The organism is Embleya sp. NPDC005971, from assembly GCF_040629175.1.
Classification (GTDB): Bacteria; Actinomycetota; Actinomycetes; order Streptomycetales; family Streptomycetaceae; genus Embleya.
This window is the reverse complement of sequence record NZ_JBEXUX010000010.1, coordinates 1-19,346: the sequence shown is the minus strand read 5'-3', so window position 1 is coordinate 19,346 and position 19,346 is coordinate 1. Positions and strand designations below refer to the sequence as shown.

The following is a 19,346-nucleotide window of genomic DNA, read 5'->3' as shown; positions in this document are numbered from 1 at the left end:
GCAGGTCAATGCCCGCCGCGCAGCGAATGCAGGGCCGGATGCAGCCCGGACAGGATCGTCGCGAAGCGATCCGGGCGGGTATTCGACCCGACCCGCAGGCGGGAGATCCGCAACGGGTGGTCCGGCAGCCTGGGTCCGAGCCGATGATCGAAGAGGAACCCGGTGCGGTAACCGAGTTCGACCAACAACCGTTCGGTCCGCACGTCCCAGTTGCCGTTCGGATACGCGAACGAACTCGGCGCGCGACCGAGCAACCCGGTCAACCGCTCGTGTGCCTGGACCACTTCGTCCCGCACGTCGGCATCGGTGCACCGGTCGAGCAGCGGGTGGGTCAGCGAATGGTTCTCCACCCGCACGCCGCCCGACTCCAGCGTGCCCAGATCCGCACCGGTCAACTGGGCGGTCCGCACCGGTTCGTGGCCCTCGCGCAGCGCCGCGAGCAGGCGCAGTCGCCGCTCCTGCGGCACCGTCTTCAGATACGCCACCCACGCGCCCGGCGAACGCTCCGGCTCGCCCGCCACCCGCGCCCCGGCGGCGACCAACCGGTCCGCCTCGTGCCACCAGAACGGCGTCGCCGAGTCGATCGCCGAGGCCACCACATAGGCCACCCCCGGGATGCCACGCTCGCGCAGCAGCGGCAAACCGTGCTCCAGGATGCTGCGTTCACCGTCGTCGAAGGTCAGCAACACCGCCTTGGCGGGCAACGCGCGGCGGGTGGCCAGCGCCGTCTCCACCTCGTCCAGGGACACCGGGCGCGCGATCCGGCGCAGCCGGTCCAACTGGCCCGCGAACGTGTCCGGATCCGCGATCCCGTGATACCCGAGCACCGCGAGCCGCAGCCGGGCGCGCCGCGCGAACCACACCTGCGCCGGAGAACGCCGCAACAACGCGTCGCCCCCGGACCGCACCGACCCCACCATCGAACCGCCCACCCAAGCCTCCCCAGCCCCGCGGCGTCGTTGCCGGAACCGTAACAGCGGGGTCACCTCCCGTCAGCCGGTCGCCGAACGCCGTCCACCGCCGGTCATCCGCCGTCCGCCCACCGGCCACATCGGGGCAAGCTTGCCAACCCCGGATATCGCGGAGCATCACCAACGACTCGTGGACGGATTGCGAAACACCCTTCACGCGTGACCCATCCGGCCTAATCTGGTCGGCGGGCGACTCGTGTCCCGGCCGTGTGGGGGCGGGGGACGCCGGTTGGGCACAAACGTTCCGATGCTGCTCACATCGGGACCGCGAGGTGGGGGCCAGGCGATGGTCAATCGTGCATCGACCCTGCGCGCCGAGGAGATCGATGCCGATCTGGCTCGTGCGTGGGACGAATTGGTGGTGGGACGGGGGGTCCAGGCAGACGTCTTCGATACACACGCGTGGGCGTCCTCGTGGGTGGCAAGCCGCCCCGAGCGGGCCGAACACGTGCGCATACCCGGCGTATTCGCCGCCGGGCGCCCGCTGGCCCTGCTCCCGCTGGAGCTCGACTCGGCCGGCCGCGCCCACGAACTCGGCCGCGGCCAACGCGAACGGACACGTGTCGTGCTGGGCACACCCGAGCCGGAGCCCGCCGTACTGCGCCAACTCGTCGCGGAACTGCGCCGGACCGGCATCCGCGAACTGACGCTCCAGCGCCTGCCCAGCCGGGACCCGGCCACACACGCCCTCGTCGCCGCGCTGCGCGAGGCGGGCTACGCGGTGGACGTGCGCGAACGCATGACCGACATGATCGAGGCCACCCCCGACGGCTGGTCCGGCTACCGGGCCCGACACCGAGGCTTCGACAGCGCGATCGCCCAGACCACCCGGCGGGCCGGACAACTGTGGAAGCTGCGGGTGGCCGCCTTCGGCGCGCCCGACACCCCGCCGCTGGCGGCCGGCCTGGCCGACCACGAGGAACTGTTCGACCTGAGCTGGAAGGGCCGACTCGGCGCCGCGCCCGAGCGCCGCCGACTGCTCACCCAGGCCCTCGACGGGCGCGGCATGGCCCGGCTGTACGTGCTCTACGCCGACGACCGCGCCATCGCGTCCTGCCTGGGCGTACGCATCGGCCCGGTCGTGCACTGGCACACGGTCGCCTACGACCCGGCCGCCGCGATGCTCTCCCCGGGCAACGTGGTGCACTGGCGCGCCCAGGAACTTGCCTTCGCCGAAGGCGGCTTGACCCTGATCGACCTGCTGCCCGGGGCGAGCCCGCTCAAGGACCGGGTCAGCACCGAACGACCAGCCCTGCTCGACATGTGCGCCGCCCGGGTGCCCAGCCGGGTGTTGCCGCTGCTGCGCGGCGCCCGCGAGGCGCAACGCGCGATCCCGATCGCCACCCGGGCCCGGGTCCGCGGCCTGCGCGCGCGGGTGACCGCGGTCGACCCCGGCTCCTCGGGCACCGCCCGCCGGTTCGAGGCCCGACCCGCGACCGAGATCCCGACCCGAGCCGCCGCCGAGCTGACCCTGGACCAACCCACGCTGCGCCTGCTCACCGTGGCCTGCGCCCGCCGGGGCCCGCAGGAGATGCGGGCCGACTGGGGGCCGGACGACCGCTGGTATCGGATCGGCACCGGCCCGCTGGCGGTGGCCCGCGTCGACCACCACGAACCCGTACCCACCCTGCGCGAGGTCGTGCGCTACGACCCCACCTACACCCTGGAGGCGATCGCGCTGATGCTGGCCGACCTGCTCGCGTCGCCCGTCCGGTACCTGGACGAGGTGCCCGTGCGCGACCCGCGCCTGCGCTGGCCCCGCGCGTGGGGCCCGCCCACCGCCGGCCTCGCCCCCACCGGAGCCGACCCGGTCACCACCGTGCCCGGCACGGCCGCCGAGGCCGCCACGTCCGCCGCCGGCACCGACGCCCGCGGTGCGCTCAGCCGCGCCGAGGGGGCCTGATGCACGCCCGCCCGATGCACCCGCTGGAGATCGACGCCGCGTTCGCCGCGTCCTGGGACCGGCTCGTGGCCGCCCGCGGCGTGCACGCCGACCCGTTCGACACGCACGCGTGGTTCGCCTCCACCCTGCACGGCCACCACGACCCGCTCGACGACATCCGGGTGGTCTCCGTACTCGACGACGCCGACCAGCCGCGCGCGTTGCTGCCGCTGGAGCGGATCGGCGCCGAACGCTGGGGAGTGTTCTCGGCACACCGCCGGCCCCGCAGCCACGTGGTCGTGCACCCCGACGAACCGCACGGCGCCGACTCGATCGCCGACGCCCTCGCCCGCACCGGCATCCGTGAACTGCGCCTGCACCGGATGCCCAGCCGGGACCCGGAGACCCACCGGCTGATCGCCGGACTGCGCGCGTGCGGCTACACCGTCTCCGCCCGGGAAAAAGCCTGCGACATGCTGGCCGGCGTCGAAGGCGGCTGGGCCGGCCACAAGGCCCGATTCCGCAGCTTCGACCGCTACGCACATCGCTTCGCCGCCCGGGTGCGCGCGCACTGGGACCTGACCGTCGAGGAACTGGCCGGCGCCGACACCGGATCCGAGCGCGACCTGGACGCCGGATTCGCCCTCTACACCGACCTGTTCGCCCGTAGCTGGAAGGGCCCGCTGCAACCCGCCGCCGCCGAGGCCCGCCGCGAACTGATCGCCCGCGCCGCTCGGCACGACTGGGCCCGGCTGTACATCCTGCGGGTGGACGGCATCCCCGCCGCGATGCACCTGTGGTTCCGCCTGGGCGACGTGGCCACCTGGCACTCCACCGCCTACGACGAGCGCTTCGCCGCGCTCGGCATCGGCACCGTGGTGCAATGGCAGGCCCAGGAACGGGTGTTGACCGAACCCTGGCCCGCCGGCAGCAGCCCGCGCCTGGTCGACCTGATGCCCACCCGCACCCCGCAGAAGTTGCGACTGGCCCCCGAGCGCCCCGCCCTGTGGGACATCGAGGCGATCCGCGACCGACGCCTGCTGGCCGCCACCCTGCCCGTCCGCGGCTTCGCCAGAGCCACCCGGATGTCGGTCGAACAACACCTTCGGGTCCGCCGCGCCAAGCCCGCGGCCGAGCAACCCACCCTGGTCGCCGAGACGGTGATCCCGCCCGCGATCAACCCACACGGCGAAGCCGGCCACAAGCTCGACCCGGTCCACGAAGCAGGCGCCGAGCACAACCGACCCATCGCGCTGGCCTGCGGCTATCGGGGCACCGACGTGGTCGACGGGGGCCGGACCCGCGGCGAGACGTGGTGGCTGGTCGGCGAGGAGCCACACACCCTGGTGCACCTGGGCGCGGACCGCACCGTGCACACCGTCGCCGCGCTGGGCGCCGACCGGGAGCACCCACACGCGTGGGAGCCCGACGAAGCGGTACGCAGTGTGGCCACCGCCCTGGGCGAGACCCTGCGGCTGCACCTGCTCGACCCCGGCGGCCGCGCCGGCACCCCGCTCCGGCGGGAAAGCGAACCGATCCCGTGGCCGCTCGCCCGTACCCATCCCACCCGGCTCACCCCGAAGGGCACCACCCGATGACCGCCATCAGCGGCGACCGCGTGCGCGCCACGCTCAAGCGCGGCCTGGCCGCCACCTCGCTCGGCCGCGATCCCGCGCCCGGCGCGACACTGCTCATCTACCACCGGGTCGGCGGCGGCAGCCGGGACGAACTCGACCTGCCCGCAGACGCGTTCCGTACCCAGCTCGACCTGCTCCCGCGCGCGCACGTGGTCTCGCTGGACACCGCCGTGGACCGGCTCGCGGCCGGCGACCCGACACCCTCGATCGTGCTCACCTTCGACGACGGCTTCGCCGACGTGTACGCCAACGCCTGGCCGGAACTGCGGGCCCGCGCGCTGCCGTTCACCCTCTACCTGGCCACCGGCTGCATCGGCGAACAGATGCGCTGGGAGGGCTCCACCGGTACCAGCGGCGGATCCCCCGCGCTGAGCTGGGAGCAGGTCGCCGAACTGGCCGAATCGGGCCTGGCCACCATCGGCAACCACACCCGAAGCCACGCCCGCCCCGAGGCACTCACCGCGACCGAACTCGACGAAGCCTCCGACGACGTCGAGCGTCGACTCGGGCTGCGCCCGGCCCACTTCGCCTACCCGTGGGGCATCGCCGTCCCGGACATGGAGCACGCCCTGCGCTGCCGGTTCCGCAGCGCCGCCACCGGCGTGCTCGGCCGCAACCTCCCCGGCTGCGACCCGATCCGGCTGCGCCGGGTCCCGGTCCGCCGTACCGACCCACCCGCGTTCTTCCGCGCCAAACTCGGCGGCCGGCTCGCGCAGGAACGCGCCTACGCGGCCGTGGTCAGCCTGGGCAAGCGGGCCGGTGCCCATGCGTGAGCCGCGCGGGCCGGGTGGTCGACCCCTGCGGGTCGCCCACCTGACCACCATCGACATGAGCCTGGCCCTGCTCCTGCGCACCGAACTGGAGGAGGACGTCGCGGCCGGCTTCGAGACCTACGGGATCAGCGCCGCCGGCCCCTACGTCCCCGAGATCGAGGCGCTGGGCGTCACCCACGTACCGCTGAACTCGCTGACCCGCGCCTGGAGTCTGCGCAGCGACGCCGCGGCCGCCGGCGAACTGGTGCGCACCCTGCGCCGATTGCGCCTGGACGTGCTGCACACGCACAACCCGAAGACCGGTGTGCTGGGCCGGATCCTGGGCCGCGCCACCGGCGTTCCGGTGGTGGTCAACACCTGCCACGGCCTGTGGATCCGCCCCGGCGACCCGTGGGCCCGCCGGGCGTTCGTGCTCGGCACCGAGGGCCTGGCCGCCCGCGCCTCGCACGCCGAGCTGTACCAGAACGCCACCGACCACGCGACGCTGCGCCGGGCCGTGCCCGGGTGGCGCGCGCGCGTGGTCGGCAACGGTACCGATCTGACCCGCTTTCGACCCGATCCCGTCGCCCGGGCGGCCGTTCGTCGGGCACTGAACGTGGCCGAAGACGAACTGCTCGTGGGCGGAGTCGGGCGGCAGGTCGCGGAAAAGGGCATCCTCGAATACGTGGAAGCAGCCGGACTGCTCGCGGGCAAGGCCAGATTCGTATGGATCGGGCCGGAGGACCCGGACAAGGCCGACGCGGTCTCGCGCGCCGTGCACGGGTCCCGGGTCGAATTCGTCGGCGCACGCTCCGACATGCCCGCCGTGTACAACGCCCTCGACGTGTTCGTCCTGCCCTCGCACCGCGAGGGCTTCTCACGATCGGCCATGGAGGCCGCGTCCTGCGCGCTGCCCATGGTGCTCAGCGACATCCGGGGTTGCCGGGAGATCGGCACCCACGGCGAACACCTGCTCCTCGCGCCGCCCGGCGAGCCCCGCTCGCTGGCCGCCGCGATCGACCGACTGCTCACCGAACCGGATCTGCGCGCCGAACTCGGCGCCGCCGCCCGGCGACGCGCACTGGCCGAATTCGACCAGCGCCGCGTCGCGGGCATCTCGATCGACACCTATCGGGCCGTGGCCGGACGCCGCGGCCTGGGCTGGACTTGACGCACAACGGGCGACGGCCGGTGAGGGAGACACCGCCGGCGCCCGAGGGACGCCACACCGAACGCCACACCAGGGGAGGGGCATGGCATGCGACGACTGTTCGACATCACCGTGGCCGTGCTGGCATTGGTTCTATTGGGACCGGTCCTGCTCGCGATACACGTGATGATCCGCGCGACCATGGGTGGACCCGTACTGTTCCGCCAGACACGCAGCGGCCTGCACGGCCGCGACTTCGAGATCCTCAAGTTCCGCACCATGCACGACCCGCGCTATCCGGACGAACCCGACGCGACCCGGATCACCCGCGCCGGGCAACTGCTGCGGACCACGAGCCTGGACGAACTGCCGCAACTGATCAATGTGTTGCGCGGTCAGATGGGCATCATCGGGCCGCGGCCGACCTTGCCGAGCCAGGTCGTGCACTACACACAACGCCAGCGCGGCCGGCTCGACGTGCGACCCGGGCTGACCGGCTGGGCACAGGTTCAGGGGCGTAACGCGCTCAGTTGGCCGGTGCGCATCGAATACGACCTCTGGTACGTGCGCAACCGCGGCCTGCGGGTCGACCTGGTCATCCTGTGGCGCACCGTCGGCGTGCTGCTCAAGCCGAGCGGGATCACCGCCGCCGGTGGCGTCAACCCGGGCTTCCCGGTGCCGGTCGCCACGCTGCCCCAGGAGGATCCCGGGCGCGAGGCCGCGGCCCGCTCCGGCACCGTCCGGCAGGACCGCGGCGAGACATTCCCGCTGCCCAGACCCATCGTCTGGTCTGCGCCGATCACGCACTCCCCGGTCGACCCGACCCGGCTGTTGCCACCGCAGCGGCCGAAGGGCGACTCGCTGGCCGAAGAGGTCTCCTGAGGCGGGAACGGCTCGATGTGCGGATGTCCGTGCCCGATCGTGGGGGTCGAGCACGGACGTCACGTCGAACCGGTCGCGCAGCGTATTCGAAGGGCCCGAGGCGATATCGCGGTGAGGGCTTCCCGGAATCGTCCGGAACACGATCGTGCGACCCAGGCACGCTGTGACCTGCACGTACACGGGACACCCAGGGCTCATACCCACCTGTGCGGCAGCGGCCCCCCGGACCGCTCGTCCCGCTTTTCTTATTTTCTGGAAAATCCCGCAACGAACTCGAAACGGGATTCCGGCAATCCTGCACGCGGATCGACAAACCTGCGAATCGACGTGACATTCCCCTTGCCTGGGAAATAGGTGCGCCCGTGGTGCGGCGATTCCACAAAATAGACGCGGAGCCCGTCACACAACACGGATCTGAGCATCATCTGAGGTTTCGCACCCCTGGATATGGGTGAGTCGGGCGTAACACCCAAAAGTAACGAGCCACCCATTACAGACAATCCCCACCGCACGCCGGTCGACCCACAACCCGCCCGCGCTACGAGACCCCGTCCGCCGACCGTGCCCGCGACCTGTGATCCGGACCGGCCGTCGCCACCCCTGTCAGCACCCCGACCGCCACCAACACCGCAGGAAACTCGGCCACATAGTCGATCGACGCCTGCACCAGAAAAGCGGTGAACGTCGCCGACCCGACCAGCACCACCGCAACCGGCTGCGGCGACCGCCACAACCGCACGTACACCCACCCCACCAGCGCGACCAGACACACCGCGCCCGGGACCCCCTGCTCGGCGCTCTGTCGCAGCCACAACGAATGCGCCGAATGCACATCCGCATCCGAACTCGCGGTCGCACTGTTCGTCACGAACATCCCCGGACCCGTCCCGCGCACCGGAAGACTCTTCGTCAGATGTGCCCCCTCGCCCCACAGTTGCACCCGACGCTCGGTCAGACCCGCCTCGGCCGCGCCCTCCAGAGCACCCGTACGCGTCCCGAGCACCCCCAGCACCACGGTGCCCAACGCGACGCCGACGACACACAGGGCCGACACCAGTACCACCGTGCCCTTGCGACGGGCCGCCGCCGACAACAACCCGGCCGACAACACCGCCAGCGCGCCCACCGCGGCCGCCACCGACCGGGTCGCGAACGTCGCGAGCACCAACAAGGCCGCCAGTACCAGAATTCCGCGCCGCCACCGAGCGGAGGCGACCGCCAGAGCCGCCAGACACGCGGCCCCCGCCGCCTGCGCGACCAACGCGCCGTTCGCATTCCCGTAGTGCAACGGCGGCGCCGTCGCGTCCCCACTCGACGCGCCCGGCCACAACACCGACATCCCCGCGACCGCGCCGGCCACCATCGCCGGCGCCGGTAACGCGGAACCCACGCCCAGTAAACGCCCCAGCACATACCCGCCGACGGCGGCCGACAACGCGAGCAGGAACGCCGCCGGCTCGCCGGCCCGGTTCGCCGCCGCCACCAGCGCCCACAGCGCGGTCATCGCGACCACGGCCGCACCCAACAGATCGAGTCGGGACGGATACCGCGCCCAACCCCGGACCCGACGGTCCCCTTCCCGGTCAGCCTCCACCGCACAACCCGCTTCCGCTCGACGATCCGGGCCCGACCCGTACCGCGCCCCAGTGCGCGCGCTCATCCCGGCCGCCCGGCGATGCCAGGATGTCCCTCATGCCGCTCTACATCTGCGGGGCCGGCGGCGTAGGCCGCGAAGCCCTCGACGCCGCGCTCGCCACCACCCTCACCGTCACCGCGTTCCTCGACGACGCCCGCGCCGGCGAGAAGGTGCGCGGCCTGCCGGTGTTGCGCCCCGCCGACGTCGACTCCGGCGACTACCTGGTCGGCATCGCCGCCCCGGCCGCCCGCGCCCGACTGGCTCTCCTGCTCGACGAACGCGGCCTGCGCGCCGTCACCCTCGTGCATCCGCGCGCGGTGATCTCGCCGGAGACCTCGATCGCCGCCGGCTGCCTGATCCAGGCCAACGCACACGTCTCCAGCAGCGTCACCCTGGGCCGGCACGTGCAGGTCCACTACAACGCCACCATCGGTCACGACGCGGTGCTCGACCCCCGCAGCACCGTGTACCCGGGCGCGAACATCTCCGGCAACGTGCACCTGGGCGAGGACGCCACCGTCGGCAGCAACGCCGTGGTCCTGCAAGGGCTGACCGTCGGCGTCGGCGCCTTCGTCGGCGCCGGCGCCGTGGTCACCCGCGACGTACCGGCGGGCGTCACCGTGGTGGGCTCACCCGCTCGACCGCTCCGCCCGCGCGAGGACCGGCTCAGCTGAGCCGAGACCGGAACCACGCGACCGTCTGCGCGAGCCCGTCCCGCAACTCGACCGGCTCCGCGGTCGGGAACAGCGCACGCAGCCGCGACCCGTCCGCCTGCGAATCCCGGACATCGCCGGGACGCGGCGGCACATGCTCGACCTCGACCGAATGCCCGAGCACCTGCGTCAACAAGTCGATCAACGCGTTCAACGAAGTCCGGGAGCCGAACGCCAGGTTGACCGGAATGTCCGAGACCACCCGGCGCAGCACCGCGTCGGTGAGCACCGCACACACGCTCCCGATGTTGGTGAAGTCCCGCGTCTGTTCGCCGTCGCCCTGCACCGACAACGGCCGACCCGCCAACGCCGCGTCCACGAACCGCGGAATCACCGCCGCGTAGGCGTGATCGGCGGGCTGACCGGGCCCGAAGACGTTGAAGAAGCGAAACGGCAACACCGGCAGGCCGTAGCAGTTGCCGTAGGCGATCAGATACGACTCGGTGGCCAACTTGCTGACCGCGTAAGGGCTCAGCGGCGCGGTGCGCATGTCCTCCCGCTTGGGCAACTCGCGGTTGGCGCCGTACACCGAGGACGAGGACGCGGCCACCACGTGGATGTTCCCGGCCCGCCTCGCCGCCTCCAGTACCTCCAACGTGCCGGTCGCGTTGGCGTGATGGCTGGCCAACGGCGCCTCCACCGACCGCGGTACCGACGGCAACGCCGCCAGGTGCACCACCGCGTCCGCGCCCGCGAACGCCCGGTCGAGCAACTCCGGCTCCAGGATCGATCCCTGATGGAACGTCACCTTCAGACCGGCCAGACTCTCCAGCGACCCCGTGGACAGGTCGTCGACCACGTGCACGTCGCGCACGACGTCGTGGTCCTGCAACGCGGCGGCCAGATTCGAGCCGATGAAGCCGGCGCCGCCGGTGATCACTACCTTCACAAAGTCCCCCCGGACCGTCGTGCGGAACCAGCCCCGCGAGGGCCGGTGTTTCGAACTCCCCCAAGTCCGACCCGAGGCCGACCCGCCCCCGGCCCCCGCACTGTACCCACGGGCCGCTTCACGAGAGGGCAAAACCCGGACAACAGGCTGGAACGTGCGCCACACTTTCCCCTATCTCGGACCCGGGACACCGCCCCGGGTACCGAAGTTGGGGTGGGGGACACTCATGAACATGCCCAGGCCGCGGCTGCGCAGAGCAACGATTCCGACGCTCATCGCGTTGTTGCTCGCGCTGATCGTCGCGGCACCGAACACACCGAAGGCAGCCGCGGGACCGTGCGACGCGCCGGTCACGAACGCGGTCGTCTGTGAGAACAGCAAGACCGGCAACCCGCGGACCGAATGGGACGTCAGCGGTGCGGGAAGCAGCTCCATCCAGGGCTTCTCCACCGACATCAGCGTCAACGCCGGTGGCCAGATCAAGTTTCGGATCGACACCACCGCGAGTTCCTATCGCGTCGACATCTACCGGCTCGGTTGGTACAACGGCAACGGCGCCCGCAAGGTCTACACGATCCCGGCCTCGGCGGTGACCCCGCGTCAGCAGTCGAACTGCGACACCGACAATCTGGTGACCGGCCTGATCGACTGCTCGAACTGGACCGACTCCGCTTCCTGGACCGTACCCGCCGACGCGGCGTCCGGCTACTACATCGCCAAACCCACACGCACCGACGGTACTTCGGGCGCGAGCCACATCCCCTTCGTGGTCCGCAACGACGCCTCGCACTCGGCGCTGCTGATGCAGGCGTCCGACACCACGTGGCAGGCGTACAACGCGTACGGCGGCAACGACCTCTACACCGGCCAGCCGGTGGGTCGGGCGTACAAGGTCAGCTACAACCGGCCGTTCACGACACGTGCCGACAACCCCGCGGACTCGTTGTTCAACGCCGAGTTCGCGATGTTGCGCTTCCTGGAGCGCAACGGCTACGACGTCACGTACTCGACCGGTGTGGACAGCGATCGACGCGGCCAACTGATCAAGAACCACAAGGTGTTCCTGTCGGTGGGTCATGACGAGTACTGGTCCGGCCCGCAACGGGCCAACGTCGAGGCGGCCCGCGACGCGGGCGTCAACCTCGCCTTCTTCTCCGGCAACGAGGTGTTCTGGAAAACCCGTTGGGAGAACGGCGGGATCAACGGCAACGGTCCCGACCACCGCAACCTGGTGGCGTACAAGGACACCCACGCCAACGAGTCGATCGACCCGCTCGGCCCGGCCATGTGGACCGGCACGTGGCGCGACCCGCGCTTCTCGCCACCCGGTGACGGCGGCCGACCGGAGAACAGCCTCACCGGCACCATCTTCACCGTCAACTGCTGCACCACCGACATGTACGCCAACGGTGCCGACGGCAGACTGCGCCTGTGGCGCAACACCCGCCTGGCCACCCTCGGCCTCACCGAACAAACCACTCTCGGAAGCGGAACCCTCGGCTACGAATGGGACTCCGACCTGGACAACGGCGCCCGACCCGCGGGTCTGATCCGGCTCTCGACCACGGTCAAGTCCGGCATGTCGGTGCTCCAGGACCAGGGTTCGACCTACGCCGACGGCAGTTCGACGCACAGCCTGACCCTCTACCGCGCACCCAGCGGCGCGCTCGTCTTCGGCGCCGGCACCGTGCAATGGGCCTGGGGCCTGGACGTCTACCGGATCGGCGCCAACGGCACCGTGGACACCGCGATGCAGCAGGCCACCATCAACCTCTTCTCCGACATGGGCGTGCAACCCGGCACGCTGATGGCCGGCATGGTCGTGCCGGTCAAGAGCACCGACACCACACCGCCCGTCTCGACCATCACCGCCCCCACCAACGGGGGCAGCCTGCCCGCCAACGCCAACGTGACGGTCACCGGCACCGCGACCGACACCGGCGGCAAGGTCGGCGGCGTCGAGGTCTCGGTGGACAACGGCGCCACCTGGCACCCGGCCACCACCGGGCGGGAGAACTGGACCTACGTGTTCACCACCGGCCCGGGCGGGTCGGTCACCATCAAGTCCCGGGCCACCGACGACAGCGCCCGGACCGAGACCCCCGGTGCCGGCGTCACGGTCACCATCGGCGGGCCACCGCAACCGGTCGTCTGCCCATGCACCCTGTGGACCCCGACCGACCAACCCTCGTCCGGGCCCGACCCGGACACCGCCGGCACCGAACTCGGCGTCAAATTCCAGCCCGATCGGGCCGGCTTCATCACCGGAATCCGCTTCTGGAAGGACGCCGCGAACACCGGCACGCACACCGGGACGCTGTGGTCCTCGACCGGCACGGCACTGGCCACCGCCACGTTCACCGGTGAAACCGCCTCCGGTTGGCAGGAGGTGACGTTCGGTCAGCCCGTACCGGTGACCGCCGGCACCACCTACGTGGCGTCGTACCAGGCACCCAACGGCAGATACAGCGCCGACCAGGGCGGCCTGACCAACGCGCACATCCGCGGCCCGCTCACCGCACCGGCCAGCAACGCCTCCGGCGGCAACGGGGTGTACCGCTACGGCACCGGTTTCCCGACCTCGACCTGGAACGACGCCAACTTCTGGGTCGACCCGGTGTTCACCACCTCGAACACCGGCCCGGCCGGCCCCGCGCCGGTGGTCACCACGATCGTCCCGGCGGAGGGCGCGGGCTTCGCCCCGGTCGCCGGCAACCTCGCCGCGACCTTCGACCTCGCGGTGCAACCCGCGACGATCGTGTGGTCGCTCAAGAAGTCGGACAACAGCACCGTCGCCGGCACCGCGAGCTACAACGCCGGGACCAGGACCGCCACCTTCGATCCCACCACCGACCTGGCACCGGGCACGTCGTACTCGGTCACCCTCAGCGGCGCACAAACCGCCGAAGGCGTCCCGATGGCCCCCAAGTCGTGGTCCTTCACCACGGCCGGCGGCACACCACCGCCGACCTGCAATCCGTCCTGCACGATCTGGCCCGCCACCGCGACGCCGGCCGTGCTCTCCGACACCGACACCACCGGCATCCAACTCGGCGTCAAATTCAGCAGCACGGTGCCGGGCAAGATCACCGGACTGCGGTTCTACAAGGGCCCCAACAACACCGGCACGCACACCGGGACGCTGTGGTCCTCGACCGGCACGGCACTGGCCACCGCCACGTTCACCGGTGAAACCGCCTCCGGCTGGCAACAGGTGAACTTCGCCCAACCGATCGTGATCGCCGCCAACACCACCTACGTGGCCTCGTACTTCGCCCCCCAGGGCCGGTACTCCTCCACCGAGGGCGGCCTGACCTCGGCGGCCGGCACCGGGCCGATCAAGGCCGCCGCGTCCGGAAGCGTCGGCGGCAACGGCGTCTACGTCTACGGGACCGGCTTCCCCACCAGCACCTGGAACGACAGCAACTACTGGGTGGACGTCGTCTTCACCACCAACTAGCCCACAGCGGTGCGGGTGGCCCCAGCGACCCGACACCGGGCACCGACCCGGCAGCCGGCGGCATCGACATCGATCCGCCGGCCGCCGGTCTCGCAAAGGGACACGGCGCCCCGGATCCGGTGCGCCGCACAGCCCTTTCGACCCCCACGAACCGACCGTCATGCCATTGAGGAGCACCAACTCGATGAAGCCTGCCCGTGCCAGGACCAGATCGGGTCACCGGCCACGCAGAGCGACGTGGACGAGCATCGCGTTCGCCACGATCGGCGCGTTGCTGTTCACCTTGTTCGCACCGATCACCGCGGCCCAGGCCGCGCCATGCAGTCCGTGCTCGCTGTTCGCCGGCGCCACCCCCGCCGGCGCCGTGACCGACACCGACGCGGTGGCCGTCGAGGTGGGAGTGCGGTTCAAGCCCGACAGCAACGGCACGATCACCCAGGTCAAATTCTGGAAGGACGCCGGCAACACCGGCACCCACACCGGCCGGATCTGGAACACCGCGACCGGCACCGCGACCTCGGTGACCTTCACCGGCGAGAGCGCCTCCGGCTGGCAGACCGCGACCTTCGCGACCCCGATCCCGGTCGCCGCCGGCTCCACCTACATCGCCTCCTACGTCGCACCCGGCGGCCGCTACACGGTCACCGACAACTTCTTCGCGATCGACCACACCGTCGAACAACTCGTCGCCCCGGCGAGCAACGGCACCCAGGGCAACGGCGTCTACACCTACAACCCCGGCGGCGGCATGCCGACCGACTCCTACCAGGCCGGCAACTACTGGGTGGACGTCTCCTTCGTCCCCGGTGCCGACACCACGCCGCCCACGGTCACCCAGACCACGCCGGCCGCGAGCGCCACCGGAGTGGCCACCGCCGCACCGCTGTCCGCCACCTTCAGCGAGCCGGTACAGCCTGCCACCGTGCAGTGGGCGGTCACCCAAACCGGCGGCCCGGCCGTCGCCGGCACCGCCACGTACACCGGCAACACCGCGACCTTCCAGCCCACCGCGGCACTCGCGGTATCCACCGGCTACTCCGTCACGGTCACCGGGGCCAAGGACGCCGCCGGCAACACCATGGCCACCAAGTCCTGGTCCTTCACCACCGGCACCGGCAGCAGCCAGTCCGTGGAAACCAGCATCTGGACCGGCCCGGTCAGCCCGAGCACGCCCAACCAGACCGACAACAACAGCGTCGAGGTCGGCGTCAAGTTCCGCACCACCACCGACGGCCAGATCAAGTCGATCAGGTTCTGGAAGCTCACCGGCAGCACCGGCCCGTACGCGGTCAGCCTGTGGGACAAGAACACCCAGACCCGCCTGGCCACCGTGCCCAACGTGAACCGCACCGGCAGCGGCTGGCAGACCGTCGACCTGCCCACCCCGATCACCGTGCACGCCGGTGTCACCTACGTCGCGTCCTACTTCGCGCCCAACGGCAACTACCCGGCCAACACCGCCTCGTTCTCCCAACCCGTCGGCAACTCGATGATCACGGCCCTGGCCGACGGCGTCGACGGCGGCAACGGCGTGTACAAGTACAACGCCGGCAGCAGCTACCCGACGGACAGTTGGAACGGCAGCAACTACTGGGTGGACGTGGTCTTCAGCACCAACGCCGAGGACACCGTCGCCCCCGCCGTCACCGACATGACACCGACGCCGAACGCCAACGGCGTGCTCTCCGGCATCCAGCCCTCGGTCACCTTCAGCGAACCGCTCAAGCCCACCGGCCTGAACTTCCAGCTCAAGCGCAACGGCACGGCGGTGCCCGCCGAGCTCGAACTCGACAACCCGACCACACCGACCCAGCTCACCCTCAAGCCGAACGCCGAACTGGCCTACGGCACCCCGTACACACTCACCGTAAGCGGCGTCAAGGACCGATCCGACAACGCGATGCCGGACGCCACCTGGACCTTCACCACCGGCCAGGCCCCGCCGACCCCGCCGTGCGACGCGCCCAACACCGGCCCGATCCTGGTGATCAAGGCCGACTCCAACCCGTTCAGTTGCTACTACACCGAGATCCTGCGCAGCGAGGGCCTCAACTCGTTCGCGGTCAAGGACGCGAGCGCGGTCACCGCGACCGTCCTCAACGGCTACACCACCGTCGTGCTCGGCGACTTCGCCCCCTCGACGCAACTGGTCGCCGACCTCACCACGTGGGTCAACGCGGGCGGCAACCTGATCGCCATGCACCCGCGCGCCGCCCTGGCCGGCCTGCTCGGCCTCGGCACCTCCGGCGGCTTCCAGGCCAACCAGTACATGAAGGTCGACAGCGGCACCGCCGCCGGCGCCGGCATCTACAGCCAACTGAGCATGCAGTACCACGGGCCCGCCGACGTGTGGACGGTCCCGGGCGGCGTCGGCACGGTCCGTGTCGCGGACCTGTACACCCGCACCGGCACCAGCCCGCTCGGCCCGGCCGTGACCACCCGCACCGTGGGCAGCGGCACCGCGTCCGCGTTCACCTACGACCTGGCCCGCTCGATCGTGCAGACCCGGCAGGGCAACCCGGCCCAGGCCGGCGTCGAGAACGACAACTTCTCCGACAGCGGCGGCCCGCTGATGCGCGCCGACGACATGTTCTATCCGGACTGGGTCGACCTCAGCCGGGTCCAGGTCCCGCAGGCCGACGAGCAGCAGCGCCTGTTCGCCAACCTGATCGAAATCGGCAACCGCGCCAAGGCCCCGATCCCGCGCACCTGGTACCTGCCCGGCAACGCCGCCACCGCCGCACCCGACCTGCTCAAGGTCGTGATGGTCTCCACCGGTGACAACCACGGCCAGAACCTCAGCGACATGCAGGGCAGGGTCACCCGCTACAACAACAACAGCTCCGACCCGGCCTGCGCGAGCCCGATCGCCGCGCTGCGCGACGCCGCGGTGCGCAACTGGAAGTGCATGCGCGGCACCATCTACGTCTGGGGCCCGGGACCGCAGGGCACCCAGGCACCCTCGGTGTCCGACGTCCAGAACTGGACCGCACAGGGCTTCGAGATCGCCCGACACGTCGACCAGAACGGCAGTTGCCCGCAACTGCGCGCCGGCGCGTCCCAGACGGACATCAACGCGGAACTCGGCGCGGTGTACGAGAACAGCCTGGACGACTTCACCCGCTACGCGCCCCTGAAGCCGACCACCAACCGCACCCACTGTCTGACCTGGCCCGACTGGAGCTCGAACGCCTCGATCGCCCGCGCCAAGGGCATCCGGCTCGACACGAACTACTACTACATGCCGGACTACTGGAAGAACACCTGGGGCGGGCCGCTGATGAAGGCGAGCCCCGGCTTCTTCACCGGCTCCGGCTTCCCGATGCGATTCACCGACCCCAGCGGTCAGATGATCGACATCTACCAGGGCACCACCCAGATCAACGACGAATTCCAGCAGGTCTATCCGGACACCTTCGACCAACTCGTCAACGGCGCCAACAACGACGGCTTCTACGGCGCCTTCGTGATGAACAACCACACGGACTCGGCGAACGCCAACGGCGGAGTGGGCAACGTGGGCCAGCTCGACATCGAGCAGGCCCTGATCGCCTCGGCCAAGGCGAAGAACGTCCCGATCGTCTCGGCCAAACAATTGCTGGACTGGACCGACGCCCGAAACGCGTCCACGATCACCGGCCTCACCAGGGTCGGCAACTCGGTCACCTTCACCGTCAACCAGAACGCGGCCGCGACCAACCTGATGACGATGTTGCCGACGACCGGCTCGGGCGGCACCACACTCACCGCGCTCTCCCGCGGCGGCATTCCGGTCACCTTCCAGAAGACCACCGTCAAGGGCATCGAGTACGCCGTCTTCGACGGGACCTCCGGCGCCTACACGGCGACCTACGCCAACCCGGTCGCACCGCAGATCGCCCAGGCCAAGGCCGCCCCGGCGGCGGACGGCTCGGGCACGCTGACCTGGACGACCGACGTGCCCTCGACCACCGAGATGCAGCTCGGCACCAAGCCGGACCAGATGCCGATCACCCACAAGAGCGTGGAGACCGCCGGCGAGCACAAGATCGCCCTGGGCGCGCTCAAGCCCGACACCACCTACTACTACCGACTCACCTCGGAGAACGCGAAGGGCGAGCGCAGCGTCTGGCCCGCCCCGAACGCCAAGCCCGCCGAGTTCCGCACCCCCAAGGCCGACCGCAAGGCGCCGGTGATCAGCGACGTCTCGGTCAAGACCTGGCCGGACGGCAGCGCCGACCTGACCTGGAAGACCGACAAGCCCACGACCGCCTCGGTGCTCCTGGGCGACAACGCCGCGTCGGTGCGCCCGATATACGCGGACCGGAAGCAGTCGACCACCGAGCACCACGCCAAGCTCGGCCACCTCGGCTCGGGCAAGACCTACGCGTTCCGTCTCGCCGGCGTCGACGCGGCCGGGAACGAGGGAACCTGGTCGGGCGGCGACGGAAAGAAGAAGGACAGCGCCCGACTGGTGATGCCCAGGCCGGGCGTCGCCGAGACCGGCGCGTTCGACTTCACCAACGGCACGGTCTCCGGCGGAGCGGTCAGCGGCGACCGACCGGACGCACTCACCCTGGACCGGGCCCCGACCGGTACATACGTGTCGAAGCCGTTGGACGCGGGCCGCATGGTGACCTGGCTGGCCGGCGACTGGCAGGCCGACATCCCCAAGGGCACCACGCTGCGGGTATCGGTACGCACCGGCACGACGGCCATCCCGGACGCGAGCTGGACACCATGGAAGGACCTCACCCGCCCCGGCGACACGGTCGGCAGCGCATCGCGCTTCCTGCAATACCGAGTGGAACTCGCCGGCACCACCGACGGTCACCCGCTGCCCACTCTCCGGGGCATCGGCTTCACCCACGACGGCACGGTCACGACCACGCCCCCGGTGACGGAGGCAGGCCCGAACACGCTGCCCGGCCCGAAGCCGGTGACGGGCCCGAAACCGGCGATGGGGAAGGGGCGTTGACCCTGGGCTGACGCCGCGGGAACGGTATGAGCGGCCGGGCTCGGAGCGATTTGGTGCTCCGGGCCCGGCCGTGTACTGTTGCGAAGTCCGCCCGGGAGGCGAGCAAATCCATGATCACCGATTAGGCGATCGGGAATGCGCTCCGCTAAAGTCTGCGGACGCCGCCAAATGCCTCGGAGAATGTAAATTCCCGATGCCCGAAGCGGTGAGCGAAGCAGGCCGCAAGGACTGCTAAGCTCGAAGAGCCGGAAGCCGAGGAAACGAGAGTTTCGAAGGCGGAAAGCAACGGACGAAAAGCGGGTCGCAGGATCTGCTAGAGTCCGGAAGGCGGAAAGCGCGGAAACGCGGTGGAAGCCGAAAGCGAGGAAAGCGAAGCCGCCGAAACGGTGTGCTAAGCTGGAGACGCGAAAGAGAAAC

General features: G+C 70.7%; 11 protein-coding genes. 8 read left to right on the top strand and 3 right to left on the bottom strand.

Going from position 1 to position 19,346, the window contains the following annotated elements; genetic code table 11:
- Positions 1 to 5 precede the first annotated feature (5 nt).
- Entirely contained in the window at positions 6 to 908 is a 903-nt protein-coding gene (locus tag ABZ374_RS11735; RefSeq protein ID WP_360309625.1) for a polysaccharide deacetylase family protein, read from the bottom strand.
- Positions 909 to 1,257: 349 nt separating this feature from the next.
- On the opposite strand from ABZ374_RS11735, the gene ABZ374_RS11730 reads away from it, so the two are divergent.
- The 5 genes from ABZ374_RS11730 (at position 1,258) to ABZ374_RS11710 (ending at position 7,274) form a co-directional block, all read left to right on the top strand.
- Positions 1,258 to 2,874, top strand: a complete 1,617-nt coding sequence (locus ABZ374_RS11730) for a GNAT family N-acetyltransferase (protein WP_360309623.1) — start codon at positions 1,258 to 1,260, stop codon at positions 2,872 to 2,874.
- On the top strand, positions 2,874 to 4,451 hold the full coding sequence (locus tag ABZ374_RS11725) for a GNAT family N-acetyltransferase (RefSeq protein ID WP_360309621.1): 1,578 nt from the start codon (positions 2,874 to 2,876) through the stop codon (positions 4,449 to 4,451). Before ABZ374_RS11730 ends, ABZ374_RS11725 begins: the two co-directional genes overlap by 1 nt.
- Positions 4,448 to 5,263, top strand: a complete 816-nt coding sequence (locus tag ABZ374_RS11720; RefSeq protein WP_360309619.1) for a polysaccharide deacetylase family protein — start codon at positions 4,448 to 4,450, stop codon at positions 5,261 to 5,263. Before ABZ374_RS11725 ends, ABZ374_RS11720 begins: the two co-directional genes overlap by 4 nt.
- Complete coding sequence (locus tag ABZ374_RS11715; RefSeq protein ID WP_360309617.1) at positions 5,256 to 6,413, top strand: glycosyltransferase; 1,158 nt, start codon at positions 5,256 to 5,258, stop codon at positions 6,411 to 6,413. Before ABZ374_RS11720 ends, ABZ374_RS11715 begins: the two co-directional genes overlap by 8 nt.
- Positions 6,414 to 6,500: 87 nt before the next feature.
- A complete protein-coding gene (locus ABZ374_RS11710; protein WP_360309615.1) occupies positions 6,501 to 7,274 on the top strand; it encodes a sugar transferase in 774 nt (257 codons plus the stop codon).
- A 538-nt stretch (positions 7,275 to 7,812) separates the two neighbouring features.
- On the opposite strand, the gene ABZ374_RS11705 is transcribed toward ABZ374_RS11710, so the two are convergent.
- Positions 7,813 to 8,868, bottom strand: coding sequence for an O-antigen ligase family protein (locus ABZ374_RS11705; protein WP_360309613.1), 1,056 nt, complete (start codon positions 8,866 to 8,868; stop codon positions 7,813 to 7,815).
- Between the two features lie 98 nt (positions 8,869 to 8,966).
- Between ABZ374_RS11705 and ABZ374_RS11700 the strand changes: the two genes are divergently transcribed.
- A complete protein-coding gene (locus ABZ374_RS11700) occupies positions 8,967 to 9,584 on the top strand; it encodes a NeuD/PglB/VioB family sugar acetyltransferase (RefSeq protein ID WP_360309611.1) in 618 nt (205 codons plus the stop codon).
- On the opposite strand, the gene ABZ374_RS11695 is transcribed toward ABZ374_RS11700, so the two are convergent.
- A complete protein-coding gene (locus ABZ374_RS11695; protein WP_360309609.1) occupies positions 9,577 to 10,512 on the bottom strand; it encodes an NAD-dependent epimerase/dehydratase family protein in 936 nt (311 codons plus the stop codon). The genes ABZ374_RS11700 and ABZ374_RS11695 overlap by 8 nt on opposite strands.
- Positions 10,513 to 10,744: 232 nt before the next feature.
- Here ABZ374_RS11695 and ABZ374_RS11690 point away from each other — a divergent pair, with 232 nt between their 5' ends.
- Positions 10,745 to 13,972: a DUF4082 domain-containing protein gene (locus ABZ374_RS11690; RefSeq protein ID WP_360309607.1), complete on the top strand. Its 3,228-nt coding sequence runs from the start codon at positions 10,745 to 10,747 to the stop codon at positions 13,970 to 13,972.
- Positions 13,973 to 14,156: 184 nt separating this feature from the next.
- Positions 14,157 to 18,929 (top strand): DUF4082 domain-containing protein, encoded by a 4,773-nt coding sequence (locus tag ABZ374_RS11685; RefSeq protein WP_360309605.1) that lies wholly within the window; start codon positions 14,157 to 14,159, stop codon positions 18,927 to 18,929.
- The last annotated feature ends 417 nt before the right edge of the window (positions 18,930 to 19,346 follow it).

Bases quoted from the DNA above. Each gene is read 5' to 3' on its own strand.
- ABZ374_RS11715 (WP_360309617.1), top strand. From the start codon at position 5,256: ATGCGTGAGCCGCGCGGGCCGGGTGGTCGACCCCTGCGGGTCGCCCAC.
- ABZ374_RS11685 (WP_360309605.1), top strand. From the start codon at position 14,157: ATGAAGCCTGCCCGTGCCAGGACCAGATCGGGTCACCGGCCACGCAGA.
- ABZ374_RS11690 (WP_360309607.1), top strand. From the start codon at position 10,745: ATGCCCAGGCCGCGGCTGCGCAGAGCAACGATTCCGACGCTCATCGCG.
- ABZ374_RS11700 (WP_360309611.1), top strand. From the start codon at position 8,967: ATGCCGCTCTACATCTGCGGGGCCGGCGGCGTAGGCCGCGAAGCCCTC.
- ABZ374_RS11720 (WP_360309619.1), top strand. From the start codon at position 4,448: ATGACCGCCATCAGCGGCGACCGCGTGCGCGCCACGCTCAAGCGCGGC.
- ABZ374_RS11725 (WP_360309621.1), top strand. From the start codon at position 2,874: ATGCACGCCCGCCCGATGCACCCGCTGGAGATCGACGCCGCGTTCGCC.
- ABZ374_RS11710 (WP_360309615.1), top strand. From the start codon at position 6,501: ATGCGACGACTGTTCGACATCACCGTGGCCGTGCTGGCATTGGTTCTA.
- ABZ374_RS11730 (WP_360309623.1), top strand. From the start codon at position 1,258: ATGGTCAATCGTGCATCGACCCTGCGCGCCGAGGAGATCGATGCCGAT.